We start from the raw sequence: 19,207 nt of genomic DNA, 5'->3' as shown, positions 1-19,207 counted from the left end.
CATTTTCAGCAAGCCTGTACTGCGTGGGAGCCTGTTCTGCGTGGGAGCGGGCTTGCCCCGCGATGGCGATGGTTAACGCACGGACGCCATCGCGGGGCAAGCCCGCTCCCACGCGCTCACCATCCCACTCTCTGTACCGCCGCTCGCACGACCAGCAAACCGTACGTCTTGCAATATCAAAACTTTTTGATATTGCTATTGCGAGGGCAACGATGCCTGTCTAGACTGCCGCGCTATGAACCTACGCGCCCAACCCATTCCCGTTCAGCGAAGCGACGCATTGGCTGCCTTGTGCAAAGCCAGTGGCGATGAGCTACGCCTGAATGTGTTGCGCGCCTTGGCCAGCGACTCGTTTGGCGTGCTGGAGTTGGCGCAGATCTTCGACATCGGCCAATCGGGCATGAGCCACCACTTGAAGGTATTGGCCCAGGCCGATCTGGTCGCCACCCGCCGCGAAGGCAATGCCATCTTCTACCGCCGCGCCCTGCCTGACAGCCTGCGTCCGGGCGGGCGCTTGCACAGCGCCCTGCTCGAAGAAGTCGACGACCTGGCCCTGCCGGAGGATGTGCAAGCGCGCATCGCCCAAGTACAGCAGCGCCGCGCGGCCACCAGCCAGGACTTTTTCCTGCGTGTAGAAGAGAAGTTTCGCGCCCAGCAAGACCTGATCGCCGGTCTGCCGCAGTACCGCGAAAGCCTCTTGGCGCTGCTCGACAAGCTGAGCTTCGGGCCTGCCGCCAGCGCCTTGGAAGTGGGCCCCGGTGACGGCGGTTTCCTGCCTGACCTGGCCCGCCGCTTCGCCCAGGTCACCGCCATGGACAACAGCTCGACCATGCTCGAGCTCGCCCGCCAGGTCTGCGAACGTGAAGGCCTGGGTAATGTAAATCTGCAGTTGGCCGATGCACTGGGTGCAACGGATGTGGAAGCCGACTGCGTCGTGCTGAACATGGTCTTGCACCATTTCAGCGACCCGGCCCTGGCCTTGCGCCAGTTGGCCAAACGGGTGAAGGCAGGCGGCAGCCTGTTGGTCACCGAGCTGTGCAGCCATGACCAAGGTTGGGCACGCGATGCTTGCGGCGACCTATGGCTTGGCTTCGAGCAGGACGACCTGGCCCAGTGGGCCCATGCTGCCGGGCTGCTACCCGGGGACAGCCTCTATGTGGGCTTGCGTAACGGTTTCCAGATCCAGGTCCGACATTTCCAGCGGACGGCTGGCGACACTCACCATTCGGTAAATTTTAGGAACCCGTCGAGATGAGCGAATACTCCCTTTTCACCTCCGAGTCCGTGTCCGAAGGGCATCCGGACAAGATCGCCGACCAGATTTCGGACGCGGTCCTGGACGCCATCATCACCCAGGACAAATTCGCCCGTGTCGCGTGCGAAACCCTGGTCAAGACCGGTGTCGCCATCATCGCCGGCGAAGTCACCACGTCGGCCTGGGTCGACCTGGAAGAAATCGTCCGTAAAGTCATCATCGACATCGGCTACGACAGCTCCGACGTCGGCTTCGACGGCGCCACCTGCGCGGTGATGAACATCATCGGCAAGCAGTCGGTGGACATCGCCCAAGGCGTTGACCGCAGCAAGCCAGAAGATCAGGGCGCTGGCGACCAGGGCCTGATGTTCGGCTATGCCAGCAACGAAACCGACGTGCTGATGCCAGCGCCGATCTGCTTCTCCCACCGCCTGGTCGAGCGCCAGGCCGAAGCGCGCAAGTCCGGCCTGCTGCCGTGGCTGCGTCCGGATGCCAAGTCGCAGGTCACCTGCCGTTATGAAGGCGGCAAGGTAGTCGGTATCGATGCCGTCGTCCTGTCGACACAGCACAACCCTGAAGTGTCGCAAAAAGACCTCCAGGAAGCGGTGATGGAGCTGATCGTCAAGCACACCCTGCCTGCCGAGCTGCTGCACAAGGACACCCAGTTCCACATCAACCCGACTGGCCAGTTCATCATTGGCGGCCCAGTGGGTGACTGCGGCCTGACCGGTCGCAAGATCATCGTCGACTCCTACGGCGGCATGGCCCGTCACGGCGGCGGCGCGTTCTCCGGCAAAGACCCATCCAAGGTCGACCGCTCGGCTGCCTACGCTGGCCGCTACGTAGCCAAGAACATCGTCGCCGCTGGCCTGGCCGAGCGCTGCGAGATCCAGGTCTCCTACGCCATCGGCGTGGCGCAGCCTACCTCGATCTCGCTGAACACCTTCGGCACCGGCAAGATCTCCGACGACAAGATCGTGCAGCTGGTGCGTGAGTGCTTCGACCTGCGTCCGTACGCCATCACTACCATGCTCGACCTGCTGCACCCGATGTACCAGGAGACCGCAGCGTATGGCCACTTCGGCCGTACTCCGCAGCAGAAGACTGTCGGCGACGACACCTTCACCACCTTCACCTGGGAGCGTACCGACCGCGCCCAGGCGCTGCGTGACGCTGCCGGCCTGTAAGCTTCCTACAGCTACAGACGAAAGCCCCTGCCGCGTAATCGGCAGGGGCTTTTTTGTGACATATCGGCTGACAACTGCGCCCTGCAAACCCGCTGTCGGCTGCCTAGGCTGAGCATTCCACACCGCCATGCAAGGATGCTGGCCATGTCGCTCAAGCTGCTCGTTGGTTTTTTAGCTAGCGCTTACTTATCCACAGCCGTCGCTGCCGACTGCCCTGCCTGGCCCGCTGAACGAGGGCGACAAGAAAGTGCGCAGCTGCAAGCCACGCTGGCCAAATGGGATGAGCACTACCATCGCCACGGCATTTCGCTGGTGGCGGATGAACTGTACGACCAGAGTCGGCAGCGCCTTCACTGGCTACAAAGGTGCTTTTCGCTCAATACCGTCGACCACCCGCTGGCCAGCGCTCGCGGTCAGATTCCCCACCCTGTCGCGCACACCGGCGTCGAAAAGCTGGCCAACGAGCAGGCGGTCGCTGGCTGGATGCGTGGCAAGCAGGGCATCTGGATTCAGCCCAAGGTCGATGGCGTTGCGGTATCGCTAGTCTTTCGCCAGGGCCGCCTGAGGCAATTGCTCAGCCGGGGCGATGGCATCCATGGCCACGACTGGAGCCGGCATATCCCTGCGCTAGGCGGCCTGACTCAACAACTGCCACAGCCGCTCGATATGGTTTTGCAAGGCGAGCTGTACTGGGCGCTGGATAAGCATGTGCAAGCAAGTGCTGGCGGGCTCAATGCCCGAGGGACTGTCGCCGGGTTGCTGGCACGCAAGCAGATCAATGCCGAGCAAGGGCAGAATATCGGGCTGTTCGTCTGGGACTGGCCGCAAGGCCCCGCCAGCCAGGCCGAACGCTTGGCCAAGCTGGCAGAACTGGGTTTTGCCGACAGCCAGCGCTACAGCGTGGCCATCAGCACCTACGAGCAGGCCGCTGATTGGCGCCAGCGCTGGTATCGCACGCCGCTGCCGTTCGCCACCGACGGGGTGATCTTGCGTCTGGACAGTCGCCCACCGGCTGAGCGCTGGCGGGCCAAGCCGCCGTACTGGATCGCAGCGTGGAAGTACCCGTTCAGGCAAGCGCTGGCTGAGGTCCGAGACGTTCGCTTCAGGGTCGGCAGGACAGGCCGAATCACCCCCATGCTGCACCTTGAGCCACTGACCCTGGATGATCGCCGAATCAGCCTGGTCAGCTTGGGATCACTCGCGCGCTGGCAAGCGCTGGACATACGCCGCGGCGACCAAGTGGCCGTGAGCCTGGCGGGGCTGACCATCCCCCGCCTGGACAGCGTGGTGCATCGCAGTTTGCATCGTGAGCCTGTGGCTGCGCCGGTGCCTTCCGAGCATCACCCCCTCAGCTGCTGGCAAGACAGCGACAGCTGCAGACAGCAATTTATCGCCCGCTTGAACTGGCTAAGCGGCAAGCAGGGCTTGGCCATGGCAAAGCTGGGCTCATCGACCTGGGCGCAATTGGTCGACAGCGCTGCGGTCGGCAACCTGGACGACTGGCTGAACCTGACGCGCGCCGACTTGCTGCTCACCCCTGGGATTGGCGAGAAACGCGCCGAGCAATTGCTGCAGGCCTTCGAGCAAGCCCGTCAACAACCCTTCCAACGCTGGTTGCGCGCCATCGGTGTACCGGCGCCCAAGGACCTCGATCTGGGTTCCGACTGGTCGACCCTGGCCGCCAGAAATACCGAGCAATGGTTGGCGCAACCCGGCATCGGCCGCCGTCGGGCCGAGCAACTGCGCGCTTTCTTCCAGCATGACGACGTGCAGATACTGGCCGCGCAATTGCGCCTGCACGCAATCAAGGGTTTCTAATTTCGCCGGTTCAGGGCAGCATTTCATTTTCCGTTGCCCTGCCTTCGAATGGAGTCCCTGATGAAACTGCTCTCGTCCCTCGCCCTGTCCGCCGTGTTCTGCCTGTCCGCCCATTCTGCGCTGGCTGCCGAGCAGCAGCCCGGGTTGACCGGTTGCGCAGCCAAGCGTCAGGCCATCAGCGAACAGATCGAACAGGCCCGCGCCCACGGCAACAGTGCCCAGCAGGCCGGTCTGGAGAAGGCCCTGAGCGAAGTCACCGAGCACTGCACCGACGCTAGCCTGCGCAAAGAGCGCGAGCAGAAGGTGCTCGATGCCCGCCATGAAGTGAACCAGCGCACCAAGGACCTGGACAAGGCGATGAAGAAAGGCGATGCCGAGAAGATCAACAAGCGCAAAGACAAGCTCGCCGAATCGAAGAAAGAACTGCAGAGCGCGCTGGACGAGCTGGAGCGTTGATTTCAATCAATCGATGCCACTAAAGCTGTAGGAGCCGTCTGAAAAGGGGCCATATTTGCCGTTACTGGGTTCCCGGAGCAAAGCGTTGAGCGCACTATGCCCTTACAGTTTTTGTTGCCATTACCCTGTAAAGGAGGCCCCCCATGAAACGGCTGTCTACCCTGGCCTTGCTGAGTGCCTTAGCTTTGCCCGCGGGCTCGTTGCAAGCCGCGCAGATCCTCAGCCCCGGCCTGACCGGCTGCGCAGCCAAACGTGATGCCATCGAGCAGCAGCTGCAGCAAGCCCAATCCCGGCAGAACTCCGGCGAAGTGCGCGGGCTGCAAAAAGCGCTGAAAGAGAATACCGAGCACTGTACCGATGAAGGCTTGCGCGCTGAGCGCCAAGCAAAAATCGACAAGGCCAAGGCTGAAGTTGAAGAGCGCCAGGCGGACCTCAAACAGGCGCAAGCCAAGGGCGACCCAGGCAAGATTGCCAAGCGCCAGAGCAAGCTGGCGGAATCTGAAGCCGAGCTGAAACAGGCGCAGGCCGAGCTGGATAAATAGCCCCGACAGTAATGCTGTTCACTTAAGGCCCTTGTCGCCTGCTTTGGGGCCGCTTTGCGCCCCTTCGCGGGCAAGCCCGCTCCCACAGGTACGGCGCCGACCGTCCGAGCGGCGCTATACCTGTGGGAGCGGGCTTGCCCGCGAAGGGGCGCAAAGCGGCCCCAAAATCTTAAGTGAACAGCATTACGGCGCTGTCAGTGGTTGCGAAACTCGCTATGACAGGCCTTGCAGGCGGCTTCGACCTTGTCCATCGGTGCCTTCAATTGCGCCATTTCCAGCGGTTGAGTCCGCGTCACGCCTACCAATTGCGCGGTGACACCTTCCAGTTGCCGCGCCAGATCCTCAAAACGCGCCTGCCGCTGCCAAACCTCGGCCCGAGCACTGCTGTCGCCCTCATCCTGCACTTGTGGAAAATGCTGCCATGGCGCATGGGCCAGGCTATCGAGCTTCAGCGCGCCGTCGGCGAACTTGCCGCCATCGAAGGGTAAGCGCCCACGCAGCATGCCGCCCATGTCTTCGCTGGTCTTGAGCATCTGCTTGAAGATCGCCTTGCGCTGCCCCAGCGGTGAGTTAGGATCGACACGGTCGCAACCCACCAGGGACACGCTGACCAGCAGCAGCACGGTGAAACATTTGAACATCACGGTCACATTGGCATCGGAATAGGGCCGACAGTATCCTCGCCTGCTCGACAAACACCAATACCCTTACGAAAAACAGGGGCAGCCACGCGCTCGCCCGCTCAAGGATTCAGCCATGAAATCTGCTCTGCGCCATCTCGCCTGGGCACTCCCCGCCCTGGCCCTGCTGGCCGGCTGCAACGGCGGCGAAAGCGCCAAACCCGAACCCCATGCCGTGGCCACCTACGCCCCCGCCACCTGGAAAGACCTGCCCAGTGTCAGCGATGCCGACTTGCTGGCAGGCTTCGTGGCCTGGCGCAATGGCTGCGAGAAGCTCAAGCGTGACCCGGTCTGGGCGCCGACCTGCGAAGCAGCGCAGCGGATTCCGGACGATGCCGCCCAAGCTCGTGCCTTCCTCCAGCAGAACCTGCAGGTGTATGGCCTGCGCTCGGCCGAGAACAACGCCAATGGCTTGATCACTGGTTATTACGAGCCGGTCTACCCCGGCAGCCTGGAACGCACTGAAGCTGCTCAGGTGCCGGTTTATGGCATTCCCGACGACATGATCGTGGTCGACCTGGCCAGCATCTATCCCGAGCTCAAAGGCAAACGCCTGCGTGGCCGCCTTGAAGGCCGGGTGCTCAAGCCGTACGACACTGCCGAGGTGATCTATCGCGACGGTGTCAAAGCGCCGGTGCTGGCCTGGCTGACCGACCCGATGGACCTGCAATTCCTGCAGATCCAGGGTTCGGGCCGCGTCGAGCTGGAAAATGGCCGGCAGTTGCGCCTGGGTTACGCCGACCAAAACGGCCACCCGTACCGGCCGATTGGTCGCTGGCTGATCGAGCAAGGCCAGTTGAAGAAGGAAGACGTGAGCATGGGCGCCATTCATGCCTGGGCCCAGGCCAATCCACAACGGGTGCCGGAACTGCTGGCCAGCAACCCCAGCTATGTCTTCTTCAGCACCCGTCCGGACAGCAACGAAGGCCCGCGCGGTTCGCTCAACGTGCCGCTGACTGCGGGCTACAGCGTGGCCATCGACCGTAAGGTGATTCCGCTGGGCAGCTTGCTGTGGTTGTCCACCACGCGCCCGGACGGCACGCCAGTGGTGCGGCCAGTGGGCGCACAGGACACCGGCGGTGCAATTACCGGCGAGGTGCGTGCGGACCTGTTCTGGGGCACCGGGCCTGAGGCCGGTGAACTAGCGGGTAACATGAAGCAGCAGGGACAGATCTGGATGCTTTGGCCTAAAGGCAAACCATTGCCTGAAGTGCCGAAAGTCCTCTGATTTTGCGGTGAGCTTTTCGCGGGCAAGCCCGCTCCCACAGGGACTGCGCTGGCTTCAAGGTCAACGGGGTGCCTATAGGAGCGGGTTTACCCGCGAAAAGCGCGACTCGATGTCAGACCGAAACCACGAAGAACGACACAATCAACGCCAGCCCGGCAAACCACACCAGCGAGCGCAACGCCGCCCAGTCCGCCAGGTAGCAAATGATGTAGAGCAACCGGCTGGTGATGTACATCACCCCCAGCACATCCTGCGTCACCTGTTCGGCATTGCCGACGATATCCGCCACCAGCACCGCCGCCGCGAACGCCGGGAACGCTTCATAGCTGTTCTGCTGCGCGGCATGGGCACGCCGTGGCAGGCCCGACAGCGTGTCGAGAAAGGCTCGCGGATCGTGATTGTCCTTAAGGCCGAATCGCCCGCTGCTGAGCTTGGCGATCAGCGCACACAGCGGCGGCAGGATCAGGGCAATCAGAATGCACCACAGGGCAACGGTCATGGACAGGACTCCTTGTTCGAAATGATCGGGATCAGAGCTTCATCACCAGCATGCCCGCCAGGACCAGCCCGCATGCTAAGAGCCTCGGACCGCCAAAAGGTTCTTTGAGGTAGCGCATCCCCAACAGCACCACCAGGATCACACTCAACTCGCGCAGCGCCGCAGCCTCGGCCACCGACCCTAGGTGCATGGCCCACAGCACCAGGGCGTAGCTGAACAACACACACAAGCCCACCGCCAACCCCAACCGCCATTGCGTGCGCCAGAACAGCGCGAACGGCGCACGCCTCGCCACGCTGGCCAGCAGCGGAAACGGCCAGGCGCTGAGCAAGGTCAGCCAGACCAGGTAATCCCAAGGCTGGCCCCACAGGCGCACGGCCTGGCCATCGAACCAGGTGTAACAGCCGATGCACAGACCAATTAACGCCACTACCGGCAGCATCGACCAAGGCAGCCGCTCACCGCCTCCGCCCTGCCACAGCAAGCAGGCCATACCGCAGGGGATCAACAGGATGCCGATGATCTGCTGCTGGCTCAGTGTTTCTCCGGCGAATGCCAGGGTCAGGCCCAGCACCACCAAAGGCGACAGGCCGCGCATCAGAGGATAGACCAGGCCCAGGTCGCCAACGCGGTAGGCCTTGATCAGCAGTACCCGGTAGAGCTGCTCGGCAAGCGCCGAGGTCACTAGCCAGGGCCAGATTTCAGCGGGCGGGAAGTCGACGAAAGCGACGGCCGCGAGGGCGAAGACCAGGGCCACCGCATCCATGCTGGCGATCACCAGCAGGCGCTCGCCACTGAATTTGATCAGGGTATTCCAGGTGGCGTGCAGGAGGGCTGCGATGAGCACGAGGGAGGTTGCCAACACGCTGTATTCCTTGCAGAGAGCCGGGGTGGCCTGTGGCGGATGAGGGCACAAATATAGCGGTTTCCTGTCGATCTTTGGGGCCGCATAGCGACACCTGTTTCTGAACGAATCGGAGATTTCCGGTCAGAGGGTGTGTCCCGAAACCCTCGCCAGGCCATCAAACAACTGCCCGAGCGATTCGGGTTACGACTCGGAAGCCACTCTTTACAGGATTTGGGATGCTTGAACTTGTTGCCGCGTTTATCTGCCTGACCACCCTTCTCACCTACGTCAATTACCGTTTCATCGGCCTGCCACCCGCCATCGGCGTGATGGTGACGGCGCTATTATTCTCCTTGATTCTCCAGGGCTTGAGCCTGATCGGTTTCCCCGGCTTGGAAGAGCGCGTCGAAGGCCTGATGAACCAGATCGACTTCAACGATCTGCTGATGCACTGGATGCTGTCATTCCTGCTGTTCGCCGGCGCCTTGCACGTCAACCTCGGCGACCTGCGCAGCTACCGCTGGCCCATCGGCCTGTTGGCGACCATCGGCGTGTTGATCGCCACTGTGGTCATCGGCTTTTTGGCGCACTGGGTGTTCGCCCTGTTCGGCTGGCACGTCAGCCTGATCTATTGCCTGCTGTTTGGCGCACTGATTTCGCCGACCGACCCGATCGCGGTGCTCGGCGCACTGCGCACCGCCAATGCTTCGAAACCACTGAAAACCACCATCGTCGGCGAATCGTTGTTCAATGACGGCACGGCGGTGGTGGTGTTTACCGTATTGCTGGGGATCGTCCAGCTCGGCGAGACGCCGAGCGTTTCCGAGACCGCCATTCTGTTTGCCCGCGAAGCACTGGGCGGCATCGCCTTTGGCGGCCTGATCGGCTACGCGACCTACCGCATGATCAAGAGCATCGAGCAGTACCAGGTCGAGGTCATGCTGACCCTGGCGCTGGTCATCGGTGGTTCGGCGATGTGCTACGAGCTGCACGTTTCGGCGCCAATCGCCATGGTGGTGGCCGGTCTGATCATCGGCAACCTGGGGCGCAACCTGGCGATGAACGACATGACCCGGCGCTACATGGACGGCTTCTGGGAGCTGATCGACGACATGCTCAATGCGCTGCTGTTCGCCCTGATCGGCCTGGAGCTGTTGCTGCTGCCGTTCAACTGGCTGCACCTGGCGGCCGGCAGCGTGCTGGCGGTCGCGGTATTGATGTCGCGTTTGCTGACCGTGGCACCGGCGATCGTCCTGCTGCGCCGCTGGCGTAGCGTGCCCAAAGGCACGGTGCGGGTACTGACCTGGGGTGGTTTGCGCGGTGGGGTTTCGGTGGCTCTGGCGCTGTCGCTGCCGGTGGGTGATGAGCGCGACCTGCTGCTGTCGATCACTTACATCGTGGTGCTGTCTTCGATCCTGATTCAGGGCTTGAGCATTGGCCGCGTGGTACGTGGCGTTACTGCCCAGCCCTGAAAGAGCGATTTGTTGGACTCGTGGGAGCGGGCTTGCCTCGCGATGGCAGCGGTGGGTTCACCCTCGCATCGCGGGGCGAGCCCGCTTGTATGGTTAGACTTGAAGGGGTGGTGGGACTAAATGCCCGATTCTGACTGTTCGCAGCAGTACAGACCGTGGGAGACATCGCCCCACCCCTTCCACCAAAGCGCCGATAAAGAATGCATCGTTTGCAAGCGACGATAGAAGCAAGCCAGCGCCTCTTGGTGAAACCCCTTCAAGCCGAAAAACCTTAACGTGGAGAACCGCCCATGGCAATGCAGGCAGGCAAACTGATCGTGGGTACGGACGTCGCAAAGGCTGAGTTGGTTATCCATCACGACGCTAGTGATGAGGTAATCAAACTGAAAAATTCAAAACCCGACATCAAGCGATGGTTGAAACAACAGCCGCTCAACACGGCTATCGCAGTTGAAGCGACCAACGTCTATCACTTGGACCTGGTCGAGTTAGCCCATGGTGCGGGTCTTGAGGTTTATGTCATTGATGGCTTTCAACTGAGCAACTATCGGAAAAGTGTTGGAGGACGAGTCAAAACTGACCCTTCTGATGCGAGATTGTTGTCCCGGTTCTTGAGAAACGAAGGGGAAGATCTTCGCCCCTGGAGCCCCCCTCCCGCCGTCTACGGCAAGGTCCAGAGCCTTCTGCGACGCAGAGCTGCCTTGGTGACAGCGCGCACTGCAATGACTCAGAGCTGGGCCAATGAAAGCCTTTTGAAGAGCGCCTTCGAAGTGTTCGTCAAATCGATAGACCGCCTCGATTTACTGATTCAGAAAAAACTTAAGGACGTGCTCCGAGAAGCCGGACTACAAGAACAAGTGGCTCGCTGCCAAGCCGTAGAAGGAATTGGTTTTCTGACCGCTGCGGCATTAGTCATGGCCTTTGTCAGAGGCGAATTTAAAAACAGTGACTCCTTCATCGCATTCCTTGGAATGGACCTGCGAGTTAATGACTCTGGGCAGACGAATGGACGTCGTCGCCTGACAAAGCGGGGATGTTCAGAGATCCGTCGTTTGCTGCACAACGCGGCAATGTCCGCCAGCAGGTCGGCCGCTTGGAGAGACCTTTATGAGCAGCATCGAAACAGCGGTAAAGCAACAACCCAAGCCTTGGTCATCTTGGCTCGAAAGCTTGCCCGCGTGGCTTTCGCCCTGATGAAAAATCAGGGCGAATACATCACCAGAGCTATGAAATTGGCTTGCCCATAACCATAGAATCTCCCACGCCCCTATAGCCCAAGCCCCACGCCAGCCGCTTATTCGACGGCGGTATCCGGGAACTGATCCTGCACATACTTGATCTGCGTCCGCCCGTGCGCCGCGGGCAGGCCATCATCGCCCAGGTTGACGAAGACCATCTTGTCCACGGTCAGGATGCTCTTGCGGGTGATCTTGTTGCGCACTTCACACTTGAGGGTGATCGAGGTGCGGCCAAACTCGGTGGCGGTGATGCCCAGCTCGATGATGTCGCCCTGACGCGAAGCGCTGACGAAGTTGATTTCCGACATGTACTTGGTGACCACGCGCTGGTTGCCCAGTTGGACGATGGCGTAGATCGCCGCCTCTTCGTCGATCCAGCGCAGCAGGCTGCCACCGAACAGCGTGCCATTAGGGTTGAGGTCTTCGGGTTTAACCCACTTGCGGGTGTGGAAGTTCATCATTGCTCCTGACGGCTTGGCTTACGTGCAGTCATGATGGCAGAGCCTGCCGCCGCTCTCCATTACCCATCGACTATCGTCTCGATTAATCGACAGAAAACCTTGGGTCTGATAGCCCACCCCGGCTATAATCTGCGCCGTTTCACATGGCCACCCGCTGCGGGGCCATGCCCGCCACCCATCCGAGGGGCGCTGCAGCAGGCTCGGCCTGTCAGGCTCGGTTGGGGCGTTGTCCGCCATGCGGACGCTCAACGCACAACGGCGCCCATTCGCACACTACGAATGGAGGCTCTTGATGAGCGCTGTAAACACGCCTGCTGGTTTTACCGATTTCAAAGTCGCTGACATCTCCCTGGCCGCCTGGGGTCGTCGCGAAACCATCATTGCTGAATCGGAAATGCCTGCACTGATGGGCCTGCGTCGCAAGTACCTCGAAGAGCAACCGCTCAAGGGTGCGAAGATCCTGGGCTGCATCCACATGACCATCCAGACCGCCGTGCTGATCGAAACCCTGGTTGCCCTGGGTGCCGAAGTGCGCTGGTCGTCCTGCAACATCTTCTCCACCCAGGACCAGGCCGCCGCTTCCATCGCCGCTGCCGGTATCCCGGTGTTCGCCTGGAAAGGCGAGACCGAAGAAGAGTACGAGTGGTGCCTGGAGCAGACCATCCTCAAGGATGGCCAGCCATGGGACGCCAACATGATCCTCGACGACGGTGGTGACCTGACCGAGCTGCTGCACAAGAAGTACCCCGCAGTGCTGGATCGCGTCCACGGCGTCACCGAAGAAACCACCACCGGCGTTCACCGCCTGCTCGACATGCTGGCCAAGGGCGAGCTGAAAGTCCCGGCGATCAACGTCAACGACTCGGTCACCAAGAGCAAGAACGACAACAAGTACGGCTGCCGTCACAGCCTCAACGACGCCATCAAGCGCGGCACCGACCACCTGCTGTCGGGCAAGCAAGCCCTGGTGATCGGCTACGGTGACGTGGGCAAGGGTTCGGCCCAGTCGCTGCGTCAGGAAGGCATGATCGTCAAGGTCACCGAAGTTGACCCGATCTGCGCCATGCAGGCCTGCATGGACGGCTTCGAGCTGGTCTCGCCGTTCATCGACGGCATCAATGACGGCACCGAAGCCAGCATCGACAAGGCCCTGCTGGGCAAGATCGACCTGATCGTCACCACCACCGGTAACGTCAACGTCTGCGATGCCAACATGCTCAAGGCCCTGAAGAAGCGCGCCGTGGTCTGCAACATCGGCCACTTCGACAACGAGATCGACACTGCCTTCATGCGCAAGAACTGGGCGTGGGAAGAGGTCAAGCCGCAGGTGCACAAGATCCACCGTACCGGCGCTGGCGACTTCGACCCGCAGAACGACGATTACCTGATCCTGCTGGCCGAAGGCCGCCTGGTGAACCTGGGTAACGCCACTGGCCACCCAAGCCGCATCATGGACGGTTCGTTCGCCAACCAGGTACTGGCGCAGATCTTCCTGTTCGAGCAGAAGTACGCCGACCTGTCGGCCGAGAAGAAAGCCGAGCGTCTGACCGTTGAAGTGCTGCCAAAGAAACTCGACGAAGAAGTGGCCCTGGAAATGGTCCGCGGCTTCGGCGGCGTGGTCACCCAGCTGACCAAGCAGCAAGCCGATTACATCGGTGTGACCGTCGAAGGCCCGTTCAAGCCGCACGCCTACCGGTACTAAGCGGCAAGCTGCAAGTTTCAAGCGGCAAGCAGAGGCAGACAGTGCCAAGCCGCTTGAAACCTGTAGCTCTTGAATCTTGAACGATGCCCAAGCCAGACCGGCCTCTACCGGTCTGGCTTTGACTTGCAGCTTGCGGCCTGAAGCTTGCAGCTGAGGAACGAGTGATGTCCCAAGAACGCCGTTACAGTTTCGAATTCTTCCCGACCAAGACCGAAGCCGGCCATGAAAAGCTGATGGGCGTTGCCCGTGAGCTGGCAAGCTACAACCCCGACTTCTTCTCCTGCACCTACGGCGCTGGCGGCTCGACCCGTGACCGCACGCTCAATACCGTGCTGCAGCTGGAAAGCGAAGTGAAAGTCCCTGCCGCTCCGCACCTGTCGTGCGTGGGTGACACCAAGGCCGACCTGCGCGCATTGCTTGGCGAATACAAAGCGGCCGGCATCAAGCGCATCGTCGCCCTGCGTGGCGACCTGCCTTCGGGCATGGGCATGGCCTCGGGCGAACTGCGCTACGCCAGCGACCTGGTCGAGTTCATCCGCCAGGAAACCGGCGATCACTTCCACTTGGAAGTGGCCGCCTACCCGGAGATGCACCCGCAGGCGCCCAACTTCGAGGCTGACCTGGCCAACTTCGTGCACAAGGTCAAGGCTGGCGCCGACAGCGCCATCACCCAGTACTTCTTCAACGCCGACAGCTACTTCTACTTCGTCGAGCGCGTGCAGCAGATGGGCGTCGACATCCCGGTTGTGCCCGGCATCATGCCGATCACCAACTACAGCAAACTGGCGCGCTTCTCCGACGCCTGTGGCGCTGAGCTGCCACGCTGGATTCGCAAGCAACTGGAAGCCTACGGCGACGATACCGCCAGCATCCAGGCGTTCGGCGAGGAAGTGATCAGCCGCATGTGCGAGCAACTGCTGCAAGGCGGCGCTCCAGGGCTGCACTTCTATACCCTGAACCAGGCCGAAGCGAGCCTGGCGATCTGGAACAACCTCAAGCTTCCTCGTTGACCGTCAATCGCCGGTAACAAGAATATGAGGACATGAAAAAGGCTTTAGCTTAGGCTAAAGCCTTATTCATTTTGGCTCCTCGATAGGTTACTGCACGGAATGCATCCCCAACATCCCTCCAAGCCTCAACTGGTTTACCTCGCATTCGGCCCGGCCACCTACCACCAGGAAGCCTGCTTCAGCATCGTCAGCGCCCTGGCACATTTGCGCCAGACGCCCGATGAAGCGATCGATATCCAGGTCTACACAGACTCTCCCGAGCCCTACGCCAAGCTGCCAGTTGTCGTCCATGCGCTGGACGAAGCAACGCGCAAGGCCTGGAACCAGCCGCACGGTTATCATTTCCGCAGCAAGCATGTGCTGATGCGCCAGCTGCTTGAGCAGCACCCGCTGGCGGTGTTGATCGACACCGACACATTCTTCCGCCAATCGCCGATGCAGCTGTTCCGTCGCATCAAGACCGGCACGCTGCTGTGCAACGCCATTGGCGCACGTTATGGCGCAAACCCCGACTGCCAGCTGTACAAGACCCTGCATCAGGCCCTGCAAGCACGCGGGCTGGCCGACACGCAGATGCCGCTGGTCAACTCTGGGGTAATCGGCCTGACCGCGGCTGACGCAGCGACGCTCGATCACTCCATCGCCTTGATGGACGAGTACTACCCGCAGGCTCGCCAGGCCTACACTTTGGAAGAGTTCTGCCTGGCGGTCGCCGCCTATCGCACCCTTGAACTCGCCGAATGTACCGACGTGATCCATCACTACTGGAGCCGCAAGGCGCAGTTCCGGGCGAAGATCCAGGCCTGGCTGCACAAGCACGGTGACGACCCGCTCAGTGAAGCGGCGCTGGCCGACGTGTACCTGGTCAACGATCAACTGCCCCGACCTCCGGCCCTGCACCGGCTGGGCTACAAGGCCATGAGCCTGACCCTGCCCAGCCATCAGCGCCAGTTCGCCCGCGAATTGCTGTATGGCTGCTACGCCTATGCCAATGAGTTCGACCGAGCCTGCGCCCCGGCGTGGTGGGACAAGGCCCTGGAGAACCTGCACGAGCGCCATGGTCGAATGGAGGCAGAGCAATTGCGCCAATGCCTGCGCCAGCCTGGCTTGCGCTTGTCACTGGGTCGCCGGCACAAAGAAGTCGAGCGCCATCTGCTCAAGGATTCGCGAGCCTGACCCGGCCCTCAACGTGGCCAGGCTGCACTGGTCACGTTTTCACTTAGCGCGTACTCTGCGGCCATGCCAGACCTCGCCCGCCTTCTTGGCCTTCTGCTGCTTGTTTGCCTGAGTTCATTGGCTCAGGCCGAGCGCCTGCGCCTGGTATCCGATGACTGGGCGCCCTACATCTATCAGGAAAACGGCCAACCGAAAGGCATCGACTACGAAGTCTCACGGGAAGTGTTCAAGCGCCTGGGCATTGAGGTCGACTGGCAGTTCCTGCCCTGGAAGCGCTGCCTGGCGATGGTCGAACAGGGCCAGGTCGACGGTGTGCTCGACATCTTCCAGATCGACACGCGTAAAACCTACATGATCTACCCAGACGAACCGCTATCGAATGTTGAATTCGTGGTGTTTCGCAAACGTGTCCAGCGTCCGCTGATCACACACCTGCACGACCTTGCCGGCCTGACCATTGGCACCTCACCCGGTTATGCCTACGGCGCGCATTTCAACGAGTCTGCGCTGTTCAAGCGCGAGGCCGCGCCCACCCATGAAGCCAACTTCGGCAAGCTGATGCTAGGGCGCATCGATGCGCTGGTGACCGATCGCCAGGTCGGCCGCTTCCTGCGCCATCAATTGGGGTTGCTGCAGCAGGTCGAGGAGCAGCCGTTGCTGATCAGCCGTCACGCGCAGTATCTGGGGCTTGCGCAGAAGCCTGGACGGCAGAAACTCGCTCAAGCGTTCGCCGACGAACTACGCCAGTTCAAGCGCGAGCCCGCCTACGCCGCCATTAGCGCGCGCTATGCGGGCGACGCCGAGCGGTTTGATGACGCCATTGAGCAGCAGGAACGCGGCACGCTGCGATAGCTCTGTTATACTCGGGCCTTCCCGCCCGGCTCACGCCCGGACGCTCGGCCTCGCAGTAGGCATCTCGACCGTCGGCCATGCACCTCAAATGCACGCCCGCCGCCTCCCGGATGCGCAGTGAACGCCCAGCTGGACCGGACGCGATCGCATCCCTCAGATGCCCGTCGCGCCAGGCAGATCACCCCATAGGGCCTAGCCCCCACGAGAACAGGATTGCCCATGTCCTTTGCTTCCCTCGGTCTCTCCGAGGCTCTTGTCCGCGCTATCGAGGCAGCGGGCTATACCCAGCCCACCCCGGTGCAACAGCGGGCCATTCCCGCCGTGTTGCAAGGCCGCGACCTGATGGTTGCCGCCCAGACTGGTACCGGTAAGACCGGCGGTTTCGCCCTACCGATTCTTGAGCGCCTGTTCCCGGGTGGCCACCCCGACAAGTCCCAGCGCCACGGCCCGCGTCAACCGCGGGTACTGGTCCTGACCCCGACCCGCGAACTGGCGGCTCAGGTCCACGACAGTTTCAAGGTGTATGCCCGCGACCTCAGCCTGGTCAGCGCCTGCATCTTCGGCGGCGTCGGCATGAACCCGCAAATTCAGGCCATGGCCAAGGGCGTCGACGTCCTGGTCGCCTGCCCCGGTCGCCTGCTGGACCTGGCTGGCCAGGGCAAGGTCGACTTGTCCCATGTCGAGATCCTGGTACTCGATGAAGCCGACCGCATGCTCGACATGGGCTTCATCCATGACGTCAAGAAGGTCTTGGCGCGCTTGCCAGCCAAGCGCCAGAACTTGCTGTTTTCGGCGACCTTCTCCAAAGACATCACCGACCTTGCCGACAAGCTGCTGCACAACCCCGAGCGCATCGAGGTCACGCCGCCGAACACCACGGTCGAACGGATCGAGCAACGCGTCTATCGCCTGCCGGCCAGCCACAAGCGTGCCCTGCTGGCGCACCTGATCACCCTCGGCGCCTGGGAACAGGTGCTGGTGTTCACCCGTACCAAGCACGGCGCCAACCGCCTGGCCGAGTACCTGGAAAAGCACGGCCTGCCTGCCGCCGCGATCCACGGTAACAAGAGCCAGAACGCTCGCACCAAGGCCCTGGCCGACTTCAAGGCCAACACCGTACGTATCCTGGTTGCCACCGACATTGCTGCCCGTGGCCTGGATATCGACCAGCTGCCGCACGTGGTCAACTTCGAGCTACCCAATGTCGAGGAAGACTACGTTCACCGCATTGGCCGTACTGGCCGTGCCGGGCGCTCCGGTGAAGCCATCTCGCTGGTCGCGCCAGACGAAGAGAAACTGCTCAAGAGCATCGAGCGCGTCACCCGTCAGAAGATCCCGGATGGCGATCTGATGGGCTTTGATGCCAGCCAGGTTGAAGCCGAAAAGCCAGAGGTGCGCGAGCGCCCGCAAAACACCGGTCGCGGCGGTCGTAACCAGTCGCGCGGCGAAGCTGGCAAAGACAGCAATGGCGGGCGCAAAGACAAGGGCAAGGATAAAGGCAAGGCCAAGCCCCAGGCAGCTGAGAAGTCGGCCGAAAAGAGCAAATCCGCCGACAAGCAGCAACAGCAGCCGCGCAAGTCGCGTGATGGCAAGCCGCGTCAGCAGCAGGCTGGCCAGGGTGAAAGCCGTGTTCCGCCAGCGCCGGCCAACCGCGCACCCGACGAGTTCCTGGACGACGAAGTGGATAACTTCGGCAACCGCGCCGACTACGTCAGCCCCTACCAGAACGCCAAGAACCAAGGCCGCAACCGTCGCCCAGGTGGCGCTGCTGGCCAGGGTCAGGCGCAGGGCAGCGGCCAACGCGGCGCAGGCGCTGGCGGGCAAAACCAGGGCCGCAGCAATAACGGCGGCCAGCCACGCCAGGGTTCGGGCGAGAAACGTCCGCGCAACAACAGCAACAATGGCGGTGGTCGCCGTGATGGCAACCCAGGTCGCAACCGCTCGGCGGGCCGCGACGAGGCTTCGCGTCAGGAGCCAGCGGTACGCAATCCGCGTGAATCGCAAAGCCAGCCCGTGATCATCCGCAAGGAATCCAAGCTCGACCGTTACCCAACGCCTGAGCAACTGGACGATCTGCCGAGCCGCCCGCGTGGCGAGCGCCCGGCCCTGCTGACCCGCAATCGCTGATTCGGATCACGCAGACATGAAAAAGCCGCCCAATGGGGCGGCTTTTTCATGTCTGGAGCAGCGTATTACTTCTGCTTGACGCCTTCGACGCTGATGTCCAGGTCGAGGGTTTGCGAAGTTGGGCCTGGGCCCTTGATGCCGAAGTCGTTCAGGTTCAGCGTGGTCTTGGCGTTGAAGCCAGCGCGCTCGCCGCCCCATGGATCCTTGCCTTCACCGTTGAACACAGCCTTGAAGGTAACAGGCTTGGTCACGCCGTGCAGGGTCAGATCACCGGTCACGTCGGCAGTCTTGTCGCCGGTCGATTTGACCGCGGTGGAGACGAACTTGGCTTCTGGGTACTTCTTCACGTCGAGGAAGTCAGCGCTGGCGATGTGCTTGTCACGCTCAGCGTGGTTGGACCACAGGCTGGCGGTTTTCAGATCGACGCTGATCTTGCTGGCTTCAGGCTTGGCGCTGTCCCAAGTGAAGTTGCCATCGAAGTCCTTGAAGGTACCGTGAATGAAGCTGTAGCCCAGGTGGCTGATTTTCCAGTCAACGAACGCGTGCTGGCCTTCTTTATCGATCTTGTACTCGGCAGCCATGACCTGGCCAGCAGAGAGCAGAGCGGTACCGAGCGCCAGAGCGGCAAAAGTCTTTTTCAACATCCTTTCTATTCCT

At 61.7% G+C, this 19,207-nt stretch carries 18 protein-coding genes and 1 riboswitch; of the genes, 13 read left to right on the top strand and 5 right to left on the bottom strand.

The window, feature by feature from the left end; translation table 11 throughout:
- Nucleotides 1-235 precede the first annotated feature (235 nt).
- The 5 genes from HU737_RS25040 to HU737_RS25020 all read left to right on the top strand — a co-directional run bounded on the left by HU737_RS25040 (nt 236) and on the right by HU737_RS25020 (nt 5,258).
- Entirely contained in the window at nt 236-1,255 is a 1,020-nt protein-coding gene (locus HU737_RS25040; RefSeq protein WP_186557553.1) for an ArsR/SmtB family transcription factor, read from the top strand.
- A complete protein-coding gene (gene metK / locus HU737_RS25035; protein WP_186557554.1) occupies nt 1,252-2,442 on the top strand; it encodes a methionine adenosyltransferase in 1,191 nt (396 codons plus the stop codon). Before HU737_RS25040 ends, metK begins: the two co-directional genes overlap by 4 nt.
- Before the next feature lie 144 nt (nt 2,443-2,586).
- Nucleotides 2,587-4,260 carry an NAD-dependent DNA ligase LigB gene (ligB, locus tag HU737_RS25030; RefSeq protein ID WP_186557555.1) on the top strand — a complete coding sequence of 558 codons (1,674 nt, stop codon included), beginning with the start codon at nt 2,587-2,589 and terminating at the stop codon, nt 4,258-4,260.
- A gap of 60 nt (nt 4,261-4,320) precedes the next feature.
- Nucleotides 4,321-4,716 carry a DUF1090 domain-containing protein gene (locus HU737_RS25025; protein ID WP_186557556.1) on the top strand — a complete coding sequence of 132 codons (396 nt, stop codon included), beginning with the start codon at nt 4,321-4,323 and terminating at the stop codon, nt 4,714-4,716.
- A 143-nt stretch (nt 4,717-4,859) separates the two neighbouring features.
- A complete protein-coding gene (locus tag HU737_RS25020; protein WP_186557558.1) occupies nt 4,860-5,258 on the top strand; it encodes a DUF1090 domain-containing protein in 399 nt (132 codons plus the stop codon).
- A gap of 194 nt (nt 5,259-5,452) precedes the next feature.
- Here the strand turns inward: HU737_RS25020 and HU737_RS25015 are convergent, their stop codons facing one another.
- A complete protein-coding gene (locus HU737_RS25015; protein ID WP_186557560.1) occupies nt 5,453-5,899 on the bottom strand; it encodes a c-type cytochrome in 447 nt (148 codons plus the stop codon).
- Nucleotides 5,900-6,014: 115 nt separating this feature from the next.
- On the opposite strand from HU737_RS25015, the gene mltA reads away from it, so the two are divergent.
- Nucleotides 6,015-7,166: a murein transglycosylase A gene (gene mltA, locus HU737_RS25010; protein WP_186557567.1), complete on the top strand. Its 1,152-nt coding sequence runs from the start codon at nt 6,015-6,017 to the stop codon at nt 7,164-7,166.
- A gap of 112 nt (nt 7,167-7,278) precedes the next feature.
- Here mltA and HU737_RS25005 read toward each other — a convergent pair whose 3' ends face one another.
- Nucleotides 7,279-7,665 (bottom strand): MAPEG family protein, encoded by a 387-nt coding sequence (locus tag HU737_RS25005; protein ID WP_186557569.1) that lies wholly within the window; start codon nt 7,663-7,665, stop codon nt 7,279-7,281.
- 31 nt (nt 7,666-7,696) lie between these two features.
- The gene (locus HU737_RS25000; RefSeq protein WP_186557571.1) at nt 7,697-8,530 is read right to left on the bottom strand and encodes an EamA family transporter; all 834 of its coding nucleotides are present in this window, start codon (nt 8,528-8,530) and stop codon (nt 7,697-7,699) included.
- Nucleotides 8,531-8,748: 218 nt separating this feature from the next.
- Between HU737_RS25000 and HU737_RS24995 the strand changes: the two genes are divergently transcribed.
- Together HU737_RS24995 and HU737_RS24990 are read left to right on the top strand one after the other, a co-directional pair.
- Nucleotides 8,749-9,984, top strand: a complete 1,236-nt coding sequence (locus tag HU737_RS24995; protein ID WP_186557572.1) for a cation:proton antiporter — start codon at nt 8,749-8,751, stop codon at nt 9,982-9,984.
- A gap of 290 nt (nt 9,985-10,274) precedes the next feature.
- Nucleotides 10,275-11,231 (top strand): transposase, encoded by a 957-nt coding sequence (locus HU737_RS24990; protein ID WP_186557780.1) that lies wholly within the window; start codon nt 10,275-10,277, stop codon nt 11,229-11,231.
- 47 nt (nt 11,232-11,278) lie between these two features.
- Here the strand turns inward: HU737_RS24990 and HU737_RS24985 are convergent, their stop codons facing one another.
- Nucleotides 11,279-11,680 (bottom strand): acyl-CoA thioesterase, encoded by a 402-nt coding sequence (locus HU737_RS24985; protein ID WP_186557388.1) that lies wholly within the window; start codon nt 11,678-11,680, stop codon nt 11,279-11,281.
- A gap of 178 nt (nt 11,681-11,858) precedes the next feature.
- Nucleotides 11,859-11,954: riboswitch (S-adenosyl-L-homocysteine riboswitch) on the top strand.
- Between the two features lie 21 nt (nt 11,955-11,975).
- On the opposite strand from HU737_RS24985, the gene ahcY reads away from it, so the two are divergent.
- The 5 genes from ahcY to rhlE2 all read left to right on the top strand — a co-directional run bounded on the left by ahcY (nt 11,976) and on the right by rhlE2 (nt 18,550).
- Nucleotides 11,976-13,385 (top strand): adenosylhomocysteinase, encoded by a 1,410-nt coding sequence (ahcY, locus tag HU737_RS24980; protein WP_186557387.1) that lies wholly within the window; start codon nt 11,976-11,978, stop codon nt 13,383-13,385.
- A gap of 164 nt (nt 13,386-13,549) precedes the next feature.
- Complete coding sequence (gene metF / locus HU737_RS24975; protein WP_186557386.1) at nt 13,550-14,395, top strand: methylenetetrahydrofolate reductase [NAD(P)H]; 846 nt, start codon at nt 13,550-13,552, stop codon at nt 14,393-14,395.
- A gap of 99 nt (nt 14,396-14,494) precedes the next feature.
- A complete protein-coding gene (locus HU737_RS24970) occupies nt 14,495-15,571 on the top strand; it encodes a hypothetical protein (RefSeq protein ID WP_186557385.1) in 1,077 nt (358 codons plus the stop codon).
- Between the two features lie 63 nt (nt 15,572-15,634).
- The gene (locus HU737_RS24965) at nt 15,635-16,423 is read left to right on the top strand and encodes a substrate-binding periplasmic protein (RefSeq protein ID WP_186557384.1); all 789 of its coding nucleotides are present in this window, start codon (nt 15,635-15,637) and stop codon (nt 16,421-16,423) included.
- A gap of 219 nt (nt 16,424-16,642) precedes the next feature.
- Complete coding sequence (gene rhlE2, locus HU737_RS24960) at nt 16,643-18,550, top strand: RNA helicase RhlE2 (RefSeq protein ID WP_186557383.1); 1,908 nt, start codon at nt 16,643-16,645, stop codon at nt 18,548-18,550.
- 65 nt (nt 18,551-18,615) lie between these two features.
- Here rhlE2 and HU737_RS24955 read toward each other — a convergent pair whose 3' ends face one another.
- A complete protein-coding gene (locus tag HU737_RS24955) occupies nt 18,616-19,194 on the bottom strand; it encodes a YceI family protein (protein WP_186557382.1) in 579 nt (192 codons plus the stop codon).
- Between the last annotated feature and the right edge of the window lie 13 nt (nt 19,195-19,207).

It is taken from the genome of Pseudomonas urmiensis, assembly GCF_014268815.2.
In the GTDB taxonomy this organism is placed as follows: Bacteria; Pseudomonadota; Gammaproteobacteria; order Pseudomonadales; family Pseudomonadaceae; genus Aquipseudomonas; species Aquipseudomonas urmiensis.
Note: the sequence above shows the minus strand (reverse complement) of the source record. Positions and strands in the feature narration are given on the sequence as shown.

Bases quoted from the DNA above. Each gene is read 5' to 3' on its own strand.
- HU737_RS25005 (WP_186557569.1), bottom strand. From the start codon at position 7,665: ATGACCGTTGCCCTGTGGTGCATTCTGATTGCCCTGATCCTGCCGCCG.
- mltA (WP_186557567.1), top strand. From the start codon at position 6,015: ATGAAATCTGCTCTGCGCCATCTCGCCTGGGCACTCCCCGCCCTGGCC.
- HU737_RS24955 (WP_186557382.1), bottom strand. From the start codon at position 19,194: ATGTTGAAAAAGACTTTTGCCGCTCTGGCGCTCGGTACCGCTCTGCTC.
- HU737_RS25040 (WP_186557553.1), top strand. From the start codon at position 236: ATGAACCTACGCGCCCAACCCATTCCCGTTCAGCGAAGCGACGCATTG.
- ligB (WP_186557555.1), top strand. From the start codon at position 2,587: ATGTCGCTCAAGCTGCTCGTTGGTTTTTTAGCTAGCGCTTACTTATCC.
- HU737_RS24995 (WP_186557572.1), top strand. From the start codon at position 8,749: ATGCTTGAACTTGTTGCCGCGTTTATCTGCCTGACCACCCTTCTCACC.
- metF (WP_186557386.1), top strand. From the start codon at position 13,550: ATGTCCCAAGAACGCCGTTACAGTTTCGAATTCTTCCCGACCAAGACC.
- HU737_RS25020 (WP_186557558.1), top strand. From the start codon at position 4,860: ATGAAACGGCTGTCTACCCTGGCCTTGCTGAGTGCCTTAGCTTTGCCC.
- HU737_RS25015 (WP_186557560.1), bottom strand. From the start codon at position 5,899: ATGTTCAAATGTTTCACCGTGCTGCTGCTGGTCAGCGTGTCCCTGGTG.
- ahcY (WP_186557387.1), top strand. From the start codon at position 11,976: ATGAGCGCTGTAAACACGCCTGCTGGTTTTACCGATTTCAAAGTCGCT.
- HU737_RS24965 (WP_186557384.1), top strand. From the start codon at position 15,635: ATGCCAGACCTCGCCCGCCTTCTTGGCCTTCTGCTGCTTGTTTGCCTG.
- metK (WP_186557554.1), top strand. From the start codon at position 1,252: ATGAGCGAATACTCCCTTTTCACCTCCGAGTCCGTGTCCGAAGGGCAT.
- HU737_RS24985 (WP_186557388.1), bottom strand. From the start codon at position 11,680: ATGAACTTCCACACCCGCAAGTGGGTTAAACCCGAAGACCTCAACCCT.
- HU737_RS25025 (WP_186557556.1), top strand. From the start codon at position 4,321: ATGAAACTGCTCTCGTCCCTCGCCCTGTCCGCCGTGTTCTGCCTGTCC.
- HU737_RS24990 (WP_186557780.1), top strand. From the start codon at position 10,275: ATGGCAATGCAGGCAGGCAAACTGATCGTGGGTACGGACGTCGCAAAG.
- rhlE2 (WP_186557383.1), top strand. From the start codon at position 16,643: ATGTCCTTTGCTTCCCTCGGTCTCTCCGAGGCTCTTGTCCGCGCTATC.
- HU737_RS24970 (WP_186557385.1), top strand. From the start codon at position 14,495: ATGCATCCCCAACATCCCTCCAAGCCTCAACTGGTTTACCTCGCATTC.